Consider the following 12,222-nt stretch of genomic DNA (forward strand, 5'->3'; position numbering starts at 1 on the left):
ATTCAAGCGGTCTTTTCACTAGTTTGCTTTATAAAATTGTTGGATGGCTTCGTCGATGTAAACCCAGCCTTTCCAACCTAAGTGCATATGATCTTTTAAGAAGTATTTATCATATTCATGATTTGAGAAGTCGGCAATTGGATAACCAGCTTTTTCAATTTGCTCATGAACTTTCTTATAGTATGCTTCGCGGCGTTCTTTCGGGAAGCCAGCGTAGTCGTACCAAGGACCTTTGACAGGAACAGAAATGAAGAGTGGTTTTGCACCAGATTGTTTTAATAAATCAAGTACAATTTGTAAATCTTCATATTCTGGCGATTGGTCGTAAGCATCATTTTTTAAGTAACCTTCACGTTGCTTTAATTTTTTCTTAATTTTGCTATTGAAGTAACCATCTTCGATACCATATTGATTAGATCCAGATTCTGCTGCACCTGTTTGATCCGCATGTTTACGAGCTTCTTCCCAGTTCATTTGTTTTAATGAAGGATCGAGCTTCTCTTTGTGCGGTTTAATATTAAACATAGCTGTAAATAAATCTTTACGATCTAAAATGTTACGGTAAATATAAGCGAAAGGTTTAGCAGCAATTGCTTTTACTTTATACTTCGTATCATCATAAGCGATACCTTCAAGCGAGATTTTTAATAAAGTTTCTTTTTTTACAATCTCAAAGTTTAATAAACGCTTTGCAATTTGTTTTTTCATTTCAGGTTTTAAATCATTGTTGAAAATGAAGTGGTAACCTTGTTGTTTTGAAAAGTTAGGTGCAAAGTGCGTTTCATCAATACCTTGTGGTACAAACCATTGCGGAGAAAGAACGAATACCATTTTCTTATCTTTCAATTGATCCATTGTAGATGCAAAGTTTAACACATGTACAAGGTCTTGTGTTCCGCCGCGTCCAAGAAGGAATGGTGTAAACCCTTCAGGCTTTACTTTAAAATAATTAGATGGATGGAAAGCATCCATACGTGCGAATTCCGATGAACCGTACATCGGAAGATATTTTGGATCTGCTAACATCTTTTGCTGTAAAATCATACTTTGAATTTTTTCTTCTTTTAAAGAAGTAGCAGCTTGTTCTACTTTTTCATCACTTAAAAGTGGAAGTAGGAAGCGCGTTGGAATAAGTAAGAATACAGCAAAAAGGGCCAATGCTAAAAGCATCGGACCAAATTTTGCTTTGTTCATCGGATTTCTTCCAACTTTTTAATAACCATGTTTGGTGTAGCCCACTCGTCACGGTCAAAATCAGAAATAGAAACTTCAATATCTAAACGCTCTTGGAATTCAACTAATAAAGATACTACAGCGAAAGAATCAAGGATACCTTCTTCAAATAATTGAACATCTAAGTTTTCTTTCACAATATCGTTTTCACATACTTCTTCTAAAATATCTAATACTTGCTCTTTGAATTCTGCCATTTTTAAAATCTCCTTTATATCCGAAATATATTATATGTGCAACTTCTTAATGGAATAAGAAGGGTGCATTAAAAGTATCTGTTAAGGTGTCCAGAGAAGATTAGGAAACCGAAACATACAATGTGGAACGTAATTACAATCGCAAGGATGCGTGTGAATTTATTGTTTGGCCAAAATTTATGCTTCTTGTTTTTTCGTTCGAAAATATCGAATAAAATAAACAGTGCGGCATGATATAGACCATAAATAATATACTGCGCAACAGCGCTTCCTTGGATATGCCAAATTCCCATAATGAAGAAGTTTAAAAATGCACCGATATACGAAATTGTGTAACGGTTCTTAATTAACTTTTTCTTCGTTGCAAAAAATACGAAACGCATGTAGATGAAGTCACGGAACCAGAATGATAAACTCATGTGCCAGCGGTTCCAGAAGTCTTTAATATTACGACTAAGGAATGGCTTATTAAAGTTTTCTGGCGTTTTAATTCCCATCATATAACTTACACCAATTACAAAAGAGCTATAACCAGCAAAATCAAAGAATAGATATAAGCTATAGCTATACATGTAAATCATATTTGAAAAGATTGTATCGTGTTGAGCGAATGCTGGATCCATACAATATTGCTTTATTAAGTAAGCAATAATAAATTTATACAAGAAACCTTGGAAAATACGATTTAGTCCTGTATATAGTAAATTTTGATATTCTTCAGCGCTAGGTGGCTTTTGAATATCTTTTTGGAATCTACGGTAACGATCGATAGGTCCTGTTGAAATCGCAGGGAAAAATAAAACGAATTCCCAGAAGTTAAAGAAAGAAAGCTCTTTAATTAAACCATCACGAACTTCAAATACCATTTGAACTGCTCTGAATGTTACGTAAGATATACCTAGAAAAACAACAAGTTTTAACTCAGGTAGTAACGATGCAAATGGTGCGATTTTTGCCAAAATAAGAGGCAAAATCGATAAAATAACAGCTATGCAAAATGTGAATGTACTATTATTTTGTTTTCTTAAAAGTAAATAGCCTTTAATTAGGGCATATTGCCAAATAATAAATGCGGCTAACATAATCGCTTGCTTCGGTTTATCTGAGAAGATAATAGCAAGCATGACTAATGTTAAAACGGCATTATATTTACGCAACATTTTACCTTTTAATCCAGCTATGATAGTAGGTATTAATAAAATGCCCACTATAGCGAAAAAATAAAATGATCCATATGCGGTCATGCTGTAACCTCACTCAATAATTTTTTGCGATCTACCTTTCCATTTGGTGTCATTGGAATAGAAGATTGATACATGAATTTACGTGGAATCATGTAGTTTGGTAATCGCTCATTGAGTTCTTTTTTGATTGCAGATGTTAATTTGAATTCTTTTTCAAATGAATGTTCTCCAGGAACAACAACCGCTAATAAATAATCGTATTTCTCACCTTTTTTAATTGGAACGATAACTGCTCCTTCTACGTAAGAACACGCACGAAGGTGATGCTCAATTTCTTCTAATTCCATTCGATAACCATGCAGCTTAATTTGGAAATCAAGACGACCATTATAGAATAGAAGACCATTTTCAACATAGCCAGCATCGCCTGTTTTATAGGCGCGCTCACCGTCAATCATAGTAAATGCTTTTTCTGTTAATTCAGGGCTTCCTAAATATCCAACGCTTACGCTTGGACCGACAATTACGATTTCACCTTTTTCACCATCAGGTGCAATCGTGCCATCTTCTTTCATAATAAGAAGGCGACAGTCTGATTTACAATAGCCAACTGGAAGTGATTTGTATTGATTAAGCACTTCTTCTGTAACGTGAATACCTGTTACAGCGACAGTAGCTTCTGTTGGACCGTAAGTATTCATAATTGTTGCTTTTGGGAAACGCTCAATTAATTTTCTAGCCACTTCATTTGGTAACACTTCACCGCAGAATAAGAATGTTTTCATGTTCGGTAGCATACTTTCAGAGAAGGATGCTTCCATTAAACACATTTCAGCGAAAGAAGGTGTCGAAGTCCATACTTGAATATCCGATTGCTCTAAAGAAGCAAACAAGTCTTTTGGACGCGCAATCATATCTTTATCGATTGCCCAAAGTGTACCACCTGTTACTAATGATGGGTAAATATCCATTACAGATAAATCGAATGAGAAAGGTGCTTGATTTAAGAATACTTGCCCTGTTTGTAAGTTGAAATCTTCTACAGCCCATTTTGTAAAGCTAACAAGGCAGTTATAAGTAATCTGAACCCCTTTCGGATTACCTGTGCTTCCTGATGTGTAAATAATGTAGAAGTTCTCATCACCTTTTACCGCATGTTCAGGATTTGGAGTGTTCCCTTTATGAGTAAAGAAAATATCTTTTAAGTTGTCTTCACTTACGATGCGAACTGGTAAATCAGTTACAGTTACTGCTGTTGCCGATAAAAGTAATTTCGCACCAGAATTTTCAGCAATACGTTGTACACGATCAGCTGGGATAGATAAATCTACAGGAATGTAAGCATGTCCAGCTTTTACACATCCTAAAAAGTTAACAATCATTTCAGGTTGCATATGGCCATACACCATAATTGGTGAACGATCGTCTGGATACTCAGAAGAAATCCAATGTGCCAACGCATCAGAATCTTCCTTTAATTGTTTGTACGTAATTTTCGCATCTCGCCAAACAAAAGCGGTTTGATCAGGCGTTTCTGCAGCCCACTTTTCAATTTGTTCTAATAACTTCATAACGTTCCCACCCTAGAATTCATTGTAAATAAATGTACTTGTGTTTGTATCATGGAATCCATACAACCAAAGTAATGCAAATAAAATTGCAAGATAATAAACCGTCTTTGCAACCCATTGTGTGAGTGGTCGAGACCATATCTCTTTTAATCTTTCCATGTCTTTCCCTCTCTTAATGAAATAATAGCTCTTTGTAGGTATCATGTCCTACATTATTGTGAAAAAAACAAAATCCCACATTTTAGGTAAAAATAAGTCAAAAGGCTCTTTTTTGATATTAGCACTAAATACTAAAAAAGAAAATCCCTAACTTAGCAATTATATTACATTCAGCATGAATTTGTAATGGGTTTGACATGTAAATAGAAAGTGGATTGTGTGAATACATAAAAGTGGACTATAAGAATACGTAAAAATACAGTATTTGTTTTTATTAATCATTCAAGACGGAGTAAACTTTTAAATTTCTAGTTCTTTTGAAAAGGAGGAAATTATCATGAATAGAGTGTGGAAGAATCTAATTTCGGAAGAAAATATCGTGAAATGGAGAAGGCACTTCCATAAGTATCCGGAATTATCATTTCATGAAAAAGAAACTTCGCAATTTATATATGATACATTATGCTCATTTTCTTCTTTTGAAGTAACGAGACCGACGAAGTATAGTGTACTAGCAATTAAAAGAGGTGTGAAGCAAGGGAAAGTAATTGCGATTCGAGCTGATATAGATGCTTTGCCAATTCAAGAGGAGACAAGTAAATCTTATACATCTGTGAATAAAGGAATGATGCATGCATGTGGGCACGATGCTCACACAGCTATTTTATTAAGCACAGCAGAGGTGCTATCAAATATAAAGGAAGATTTTGCAGGTGAGATTCGTCTATTCTTTCAGCACGCAGAAGAGGTGTATCCCGGTGGGGGACAAGAAATGGTTGAGGCAGGTGTAATGGACGGTGTTGATTATGTAATAGGTTTACATGTTATGTCTGGATTAGAAAGCGGAAAGATAGGAATTGTGTATGGGCCGATGATGGCGGCACCAGACGTATTTACAGTTGAAATTCAAGGCAAAGGAGGACATGCGGCGCGGCCAGAAGAAACGATAGACCCTATTGCTATCGGAGCACAGATTATTACAAATTTACAACATATCGTATCAAGAAATACGAGTGCTTTTATGCAAAGGGTTATTTCAGTTACACAATTTCATGGGGGAACGGCTGACAATATTATTCCTAGTACAGCAACTTTAATGGGAACCGTTCGTTCATTTAATCAAGCATTGAGGGTGGAAGCAGAAGGGAAAATCGAGAAAATTGTGAAAGGAATTACAGAAGCACATGGAGGATCGTATACATATACGTATCGATATGGATATGATCCGGTTATTAATGATGAATATATTACGAAAATAGTAGAAGAAAGTGCACTACATTTGTTTGGGAATGAGCGTGTTGTGAAGCTTGAACCTTCTATGGGTGGGGAAGATTTTTCAGCATATTTAAGAAAAGCACCCGGTTGTTTCATTAAATTAGGAACAGGTAATGAAAATATATATACTTGTTATCCACATCATCATCCGAAATTTGACGTGGATGAATCAGCATTAATTTGTGGAGTGGAGCTATTTTTAGAGACGACTATAAGATTACTAAAATCATAGAAAAACAAAAAAAGGCAACTGCACTCTATTGCAGTTGCTTTTATTTCTTTCCGTCAGAGAGGGCTGAGAAAGAACTATGCTCATTCATAGTATATGAATAGCTAACGGACAAGCTTGTACATTTTAATCATTTTTTTAAAAAAAGTTGTTGACATTGATAATCAATGTCAATTAATCTAAAAGTAGTTGAAATTGATAATTATTATCAATAGGATAGATGCGACATGTTAATGAGAAAAAATTTTCACCTTCTGCGGAGGGGATTAAAAGATAAAAATAAAGATAAAGATAAAGATGTTGATCAGCATATGGAATGGCAAAGAAATGTAATTCGGTCTGAATATGTAGATGAGAAGAAGAGCATTCAAACAGAAAAAGAGATACAAAGTAAAGGGAGAGGTTCAGTTGAGTAAGTTAGTAATGATTTTTGCAAGTATGAGTGGAAATACCGAGGAAATGGCTGACCACATTGCCGGCGTAATTCGTGAAACAGAAAATGAAATTGAAGTTATTGATATTATGGATTCACCAGAAGCTTCTATATTAGAACAGTATGATGGAATTATTTTAGGTGCATATACTTGGGGAGATGGTGATCTTCCTGATGATTTCTTAGATTTTTATGATGCAATGGATTCTATTGATTTAACTGGGAAAAAAGCGGCAGTATTCGGATCGTGTGATTCGGCTTATCCGAAATACGGAGTGGCAGTTGACATTTTAATAGAAAAGCTACAAGAGCGCGGGGCAGCAGTTGTGTTAGAAGGACTAAAAGTAGAATTAACGCCAGAAGATGAAGATGTAGAAAAATGTTTACAGTTTGGAGCTGAATTTGTAAAACACCTTTCTTAATGGCAGAAGGGAGATGAAGAGCAAGTGCATGAGAAAATCTCAATCAAAACGATGACAGATTATCATTTGTATGATTTTATGCGTTGTCCGCATAAATTTTATTTTCGTCATATAAAAAGAAGAGAACCTTCTTCATTTGAATGGCAACAAATAGCACAAATGATTGTCAATCAAATTATTAACGAGTATTACACGCTACCTGCGGGTCAACAAACGAAATTTGTACTTTTAATATTAATAGAAAAGTATTGGAAAAAAGTAAGGATTAATATGTTTGCTTCGAAGACGGAGTACTATATTGTATTAGCTAAGCTAACGGATCACTTATTACAGTTTGTTGAAAAGGATGATAGTCAGACACCACCATTGTTTTTATACGAGAAGTTTCAAACATATATGGAAGAGTTAGGTGTCCACATGTCATTGACATTTGAAGTTGGTGAGTGGAGTGCTGGGTCGTTTGTAATTAAAAAGTATGTCGTCGATGCGGATGAGGAAATGCTTGCTCTTTGTCAGAAGCTAATGACAGTATTCAGTTATAAAGCTTTCGGCGTTCTTCCAGGAAAGATTGAAGTTATTAATTTAATAGAAGGAACTAAGTATGAGTACATTCCAAAACAGGAAGATATTATAACTGGAATGGCTGATTTATCTAGAATGAAAGAAATGTTGCAACAACCTGAGCATTATACAGAGCGTCATTTTCGTTCTGAGTGTATAAGTTGTGCATTTCGTAGTGAATGCCAAGGGGAAGAAGTAAAGAAAGAAGCGGAGCAGAAGAAAAATATCGTACATTAAAGGATGCAACTTTGCATCCTTTTTTGTTGTTGACATGAAAAGCTTTTCATCATTTACCGTATATTTATAGCAGATTTTAATAAAGTGAATCTTTAATCAGTGGGGGTTTTGTCAATCCCCCACTGATTATCAGCCCTCATTAATCGGGCTACCCGCAAATAGCAGGATAAAGGGAGGAATAATCAATGAAAGATGAAACGAAAGTATTTCAATGGTTAAAAGAACAGAATGCTCCTTTTGAAATTCAACTGCAAATTTTACAAGTATTTCAACTGTATAAAGTCATTGTTGAAATGGATAAAAAGTTAATGTTGTATGAGGAGAGAGAGCAGAGGGAGAGAATGTAATCTCATCCCTGCAGTATTATTTTCAGTTGTTCTATACCCGATATGAATTCAAGTTCCTCGTTTCTAAGTTAAGTTATTCCACTTTATGATATCAGAATTTTCTTTCTATATGTTAAAATATAGCTATCATTATGAAGAAGGGCGGGAGCATTACGAAAAAAAGACTGTTAATCAGTTCTCTATGTATCGCTTTTATATTGTTTTGGTCATATAAAGAGGAGGTTTTTGCTACCTTTAAACCGATTGATCAGTACGAGTTAAATAAGGAGTTAAAGAACAAAAGTATAGAAAATTTAACTCATAATGAAATGAAAAAGGTAGGAGAGCATTTTGTGACCGAGCAACTATCAGTGTTTGGGTCTACTAATAAAGAAGATGTGAAACGAAAAGGTGAAGAACTATTTTTAAATAGAGGGTATGAACAATTAATGGGAAATTATTATCCAAATCGTTTTCGAGATTTAGAGTATAAATTTACAAACGAGGAGATACGTGAAGAGACCGATGAGAGTTTTCTTTATCAAGCTGTAGCGTACGTTGCGGGTACTGAAAATGGTAAGAGAAGCGAAATGAAATTGAATTATGAAGTGAAAATTGTAAAGGTTAATAATATATTTATGGTGCTAGAACAAAAGCAGCGCGTACAATAAAGGAAATTCATTGCTCAATAGAACATTTTGGGGTGTGTACTACTTAATGCGGAATAAAAAGGCCCTCAAGGAATAAAGGGCCTTTAAAGATTTTCATTTTGTTGACCAAGTTCTTTTTGAGCAATATATAAATTTCCTTGCTCGACTTGTTTAAGGGTATGAACAGAATCCCCTGCATATCCTTTTTGTGTTTTAACAGTTCTTTTTGAACGATTGGAATCTTGTTTCTTCATATAATAGGCCACCTTTCATCAAAAATAAACGAAAATGATAAGTATGAGTAATACAGCAGCGAAAATGGTAATGCCCATTAAAAACGAAGTGTTTTTATATTTAGGTGGCTTATGTACATCTTGCCGATATCCAGGTGAAATTTCAGGGGCAAATTCTTCATCGAATGATTGCTTTTTTTCTTTGTCGTCCATATGTACCCACCTTTCTTTTTCATTATATTATACGTTACAAGAAAAAATATGCATAAAGAAAACAGCCGCTTTATTATTAGCGGCTGTTTTGTGTTGTATATTTTCGTTGTACTTGAAAGAGACGGATAAGTAGGAAGGCAGCGCCAAATGCTAGACCGATAATAAGACCGATCCAATAGCCTTTTGCGGCCCATTCTGTATACGTTGCTAATATATAACCTAGTGGTAGACCTATTATCCAATAAGCAATTAAAGTCATAATTAGAGCGACATTTACATCTTTATAACCACGCAGAGCTCCTTGTACAGGGGTTGCAATTGCATCTGAAATTTGAAATAAAATCGCAAAGATAAGAAATTCTTTTGCTAAATGATGAACTTTTGCATCTGTCGTATAAATAGAAGCAATTTGATCATCAAAGAAGTAGAGAAGAATCGAATATAATAAAGCAAAGGCAAGGGCTAATCCAATTCCAATCAGTCCGTATTGTTTTGCATTATCGAAACGTTTTGCACCAACTTCGAATCCGACCGCAATAGTCATTGCCATTGCTAAACTTAGCGGAGTCATATATAACAAGGAAGCAAAGTTCATAGCTGCTTGGTGAGCTGCAATAGTTGTCGTACTAAAATTACTCATCATAAGCGTTACCGCAGCGAAAATACTCGTTTCAAAAAAGATAGCAAATCCGATAGGGACGCCAAGCTTTAAGAATGCTGTCCAACTCGAAAGAGAAGGGCGGTATAATTGTTTGAAAATGTTGAAAGAGGCAAAAGGCTCTTTCGTCTGAATAATAATGACTGTAATAATTAAAATGCACCAATATGTTGCAGTGGAAGCAATTGCCGCTCCAACACCACCAAGTTTTGGGAAACCGAAGTTACCAAAGATTAATAAGTAATTTAATATTACGTTAATTGGTAATGATAGTAATGTAATAATCATCGTTGTTCGAGTTTTTCCTAATGCATCAATAAATCCACGTAAAACCGTGTAAGTGAATAAAGGTATAATTCCTATTGCGATAATACTTAAAAATTGAGCTGCAATACGTTCCACAGGTTCTTCTAAGCGCATGCCGTTTAAAATAGGTGAAACGACGAAGAAACCGATGAGGATAACAACGAAACTAGCACAAATTGCTAAATAAACTGCTTGTATGACAACGTGGGGAACGTCCTCTTTTTTCTTGGATCCAACGAGCTGTGCAACAATGGGAGTCGTGGCCATTAAAATTCCTGTTAACCCAGTACTAACTGGAATCCATATACTTGTTCCAATTGCGACACCTGCTAAATCAGTTGGGCTTGCATGTCCTGACATTGTTGTATCGAAAAAGCTCATCGCAAATAATGACATTTGCGTTACGAAAATCGGAAAAAATAGTAATACAAATTGCTTTAACTTTTGTGAGAATGAAGTAGTTTCTTTCATAAAATCCCCTTTCCGTATAAAAAAACAAACTCTTACTATCATACAATTTAATCAAAGATTAGAAAAGAAATACGCGCCTACAACATATGAAGCCAATAAAAAAAGGATGCACTTTGAAAAGGGATAAGGTATTATGATAAGGTGTGAAAAAATTACATATTATTTGTTATTAAGGAGGCACTACTTGTGGCTGATTGGTTAATTGGTTTAATCATGGGTGCTGTTGAAGGGTTAACAGAGTTTCTACCAGTATCATCAACAGGACATATGATTTTAACAGGACATTTAATTGGATTTGACGATGAGAGAGCGAAAGTTTTTGAAGTTGTAATCCAATTGGGATCGATTTTAGCGGTTGTAGTTGTATTTTGGAAACGATTATGGTCGTTAGTTGGAATTGGGAAAGTAAAAGAAGGGCCATCGTTAAATTTATTACATATTATTATTGGGATGATTCCTGCCGGGGTACTCGGTGTATTATTCCATAGTGCAATTAAAAAGGTTTTATTTGGTCCAGGACCAGTTGTCATTAGTTTAGTAGCTGGTGGTATTTTAATGATTGTTGCTGAGAAGTTTTCAAAACCAAGTACAGCAAGAACGTTAGATGAAATCACATATAAGCAAGCATTTACAATTGGAATGTTCCAATGTTTAGCACTTTGGCCAGGATTTTCTCGTTCTGGTTCTACAATAAGTGGTGGTTTATTAGCTCGCGTGTCGCATACAGCGGCAGCTGAATATACGTTCATTTTAGCAGTACCGATGATGGTAGCTGCAACTGGATTAGATTTAATTAAAAGCTGGGATGTATTAAGCTCGGCAGATGTAACGCTATTTGCAACAGGATTTGTAACTGCATTCGTTGTTGCGATGCTTGCAATTGTCTCATTCTTAAAATTATTATCTCGTGTAAAACTAACACCGTTCGCTTATTATCGTTTCATTTTAGCTGCGGTATTCTATTTCTTCATTATGTAAAATAAAAACCTGCCGAGCTCGGCAGGTTTTTATTTTACTAATTTTTCTATCATGTTTTCCATTACATGTTCCCAAAGAGAAGTATCATCAGCTAATGTAGCACGGAAATTAGCATACATTTCTTTTTGTTTTTCTTCGAATGTTGGATCTTCTTTTTCAGGTAATGTAGCGCGCATTGAAGTTACTAATTCTTGTACTTTTGGAGCGCGTGGTCCAAAGACGGCTTGTTCATTTCCATCTTTATCAATGAAAATAAAGATTGGAATCGCACGTGCTGTTCCATTTGTTAAATATTGATCCATTAATTCTAAGTTTTCATCGCGAATTAATAAACGCATATCAATATTTGCAACTTCAGAAATTCGTTTCATAACAGGTACGCATAAAAGAGCATCGCCACACCAATCAGCAGTTAATACGATAACACGCCAGCCATCATTTTGACGTTCTTCTAATACAGGAAGTAATTCATTTGGAATTAAAAAATTATTGTAAATGTGTAGTAGCTCGTATTGGTTTACTTGCATTTCATTCACATATGTATCAAAGGACATACCTTTATCAGCCCATTGTTGTAAGTTCATAATTAACACCTCTTTAGTAAGATTTGCTTTCATTGTACCAATTTTTATATAGAAAAGCTTGTATTCTTACTCTTTCTTGTCACTTAATAATTTATTTAATAGAAAAAAGAATAGTACGACACATAATTCAGTTAAGTTGGACATTTGTACGCTTTCTATCCAATCATCAGCAGTATGAATGACGAACCAATCTAGTGTAATTTCAATGAATGAGAAAAGAGTGAGAGAAATCCAATTTGGCATGTTTTGAGTCAATGGATATAGCAGCGCTTTGAAGAAACTGAAAATAAATAATGTAATAC

The 12,222-nt window shown here is 34.9% G+C and carries 17 protein-coding genes; 7 read left to right on the forward strand and 10 right to left on the reverse strand.

The features are described 5' to 3' along the window. Window positions 1-18 precede the first annotated feature (18 nt). From dltD to ACQGSG_RS21780, 5 genes are all read right to left on the reverse strand, one after another. On the reverse strand, window positions 19-1,194 hold the full coding sequence (dltD, locus tag ACQGSG_RS21760) for a D-alanyl-lipoteichoic acid biosynthesis protein DltD (RefSeq protein WP_053513481.1): 1,176 nt from the start codon (window positions 1,192-1,194) through the stop codon (window positions 19-21). Further along, window positions 1,191-1,430 carry a D-alanine--poly(phosphoribitol) ligase subunit DltC gene (gene dltC / locus ACQGSG_RS21765; RefSeq protein WP_000807310.1) on the reverse strand — a complete coding sequence of 80 codons (240 nt, stop codon included), beginning with the start codon at window positions 1,428-1,430 and terminating at the stop codon, window positions 1,191-1,193. The genes dltD and dltC overlap by 4 nt, the downstream gene beginning before the upstream one ends. A 68-nt stretch (window positions 1,431-1,498) precedes the next feature. Further along, window positions 1,499-2,674, reverse strand: coding sequence for a D-alanyl-lipoteichoic acid biosynthesis protein DltB (gene dltB / locus ACQGSG_RS21770; protein ID WP_098340928.1), 1,176 nt, complete (start codon window positions 2,672-2,674; stop codon window positions 1,499-1,501). Further along, window positions 2,671-4,185, reverse strand: coding sequence for a D-alanine--poly(phosphoribitol) ligase subunit DltA (dltA, locus tag ACQGSG_RS21775; protein ID WP_000770512.1), 1,515 nt, complete (start codon window positions 4,183-4,185; stop codon window positions 2,671-2,673). Before dltA ends, dltB begins: the two co-directional genes overlap by 4 nt. 12 nt (window positions 4,186-4,197) lie before the next feature. Beyond that, the gene (locus tag ACQGSG_RS21780) at window positions 4,198-4,344 is read right to left on the reverse strand and encodes a teichoic acid D-Ala incorporation-associated protein DltX (RefSeq protein ID WP_000440293.1); all 147 of its coding nucleotides are present in this window, start codon (window positions 4,342-4,344) and stop codon (window positions 4,198-4,200) included. A gap of 337 nt (window positions 4,345-4,681) precedes the next feature. On the opposite strand from ACQGSG_RS21780, the gene amaA reads away from it, so the two are divergent. From amaA to ACQGSG_RS21810, 6 genes are all read left to right on the forward strand, one after another. Then, the gene (gene amaA / locus ACQGSG_RS21785) at window positions 4,682-5,851 is read left to right on the forward strand and encodes an N-acyl-aliphatic-L-amino acid amidohydrolase (RefSeq protein ID WP_001082787.1); all 1,170 of its coding nucleotides are present in this window, start codon (window positions 4,682-4,684) and stop codon (window positions 5,849-5,851) included. Window positions 5,852-6,075: 224 nt separating this feature from the next. Then, window positions 6,076-6,264, forward strand: a complete 189-nt coding sequence (locus tag ACQGSG_RS21790) for a hypothetical protein (protein WP_000929019.1) — start codon at window positions 6,076-6,078, stop codon at window positions 6,262-6,264. Further along, window positions 6,257-6,703, forward strand: coding sequence for a flavodoxin (locus tag ACQGSG_RS21795; RefSeq protein ID WP_000041153.1), 447 nt, complete (start codon window positions 6,257-6,259; stop codon window positions 6,701-6,703). Before ACQGSG_RS21790 ends, ACQGSG_RS21795 begins: the two co-directional genes overlap by 8 nt. 24 nt (window positions 6,704-6,727) lie before the next feature. Next, window positions 6,728-7,501 carry a hypothetical protein gene (locus tag ACQGSG_RS21800; RefSeq protein ID WP_098340927.1) on the forward strand — a complete coding sequence of 258 codons (774 nt, stop codon included), beginning with the start codon at window positions 6,728-6,730 and terminating at the stop codon, window positions 7,499-7,501. 185 nt (window positions 7,502-7,686) lie between these two features. After that, the gene (locus tag ACQGSG_RS21805; RefSeq protein WP_325842214.1) at window positions 7,687-7,848 is read left to right on the forward strand and encodes a hypothetical protein; all 162 of its coding nucleotides are present in this window, start codon (window positions 7,687-7,689) and stop codon (window positions 7,846-7,848) included. A gap of 131 nt (window positions 7,849-7,979) precedes the next feature. Beyond that, window positions 7,980-8,498, forward strand: a complete 519-nt coding sequence (locus ACQGSG_RS21810; protein ID WP_000715261.1) for a hypothetical protein — start codon at window positions 7,980-7,982, stop codon at window positions 8,496-8,498. Window positions 8,499-8,581: 83 nt separating this feature from the next. Here the strand turns inward: ACQGSG_RS21810 and ACQGSG_RS21815 are convergent, their stop codons facing one another. The 3 genes from ACQGSG_RS21815 to ACQGSG_RS21825 form a co-directional block, all read right to left on the reverse strand. After that, entirely contained in the window at window positions 8,582-8,731 is a 150-nt protein-coding gene (locus ACQGSG_RS21815; RefSeq protein ID WP_000743742.1) for a hypothetical protein, read from the reverse strand. An 18-nt stretch (window positions 8,732-8,749) separates the two neighbouring features. After that, window positions 8,750-8,923 (reverse strand): hypothetical protein, encoded by a 174-nt coding sequence (locus tag ACQGSG_RS21820; protein WP_000341062.1) that lies wholly within the window; start codon window positions 8,921-8,923, stop codon window positions 8,750-8,752. A gap of 76 nt (window positions 8,924-8,999) precedes the next feature. Next, entirely contained in the window at window positions 9,000-10,358 is a 1,359-nt protein-coding gene (locus ACQGSG_RS21825; protein WP_000665550.1) for an MATE family efflux transporter, read from the reverse strand. Between the two features lie 186 nt (window positions 10,359-10,544). Here ACQGSG_RS21825 and uppP point away from each other — a divergent pair, with 186 nt between their 5' ends. Then, complete coding sequence (gene uppP, locus ACQGSG_RS21830) at window positions 10,545-11,336, forward strand: bacitracin resistance undecaprenyl-diphosphatase (protein ID WP_000796258.1); 792 nt, start codon at window positions 10,545-10,547, stop codon at window positions 11,334-11,336. A gap of 29 nt (window positions 11,337-11,365) precedes the next feature. On the opposite strand, the gene ACQGSG_RS21835 is transcribed toward uppP, so the two are convergent. Beyond that, a complete protein-coding gene (locus ACQGSG_RS21835; RefSeq protein WP_001999429.1) occupies window positions 11,366-11,953 on the reverse strand; it encodes a thioredoxin family protein in 588 nt (195 codons plus the stop codon). A 33-nt stretch (window positions 11,954-11,986) separates the two neighbouring features. Continuing rightward, the coding region (locus ACQGSG_RS21840) for a YrvL family regulatory protein (RefSeq protein ID WP_426947999.1) at window positions 11,987-12,222 on the reverse strand (236 nt) is incomplete at its 5' end.

The organism is Bacillus sp. GMa5/1 (assembly GCF_050172015.1).
GTDB classification, from domain to species: Bacteria; Bacillota; Bacilli; order Bacillales; family Bacillaceae_G; genus Bacillus_A; species Bacillus_A cereus.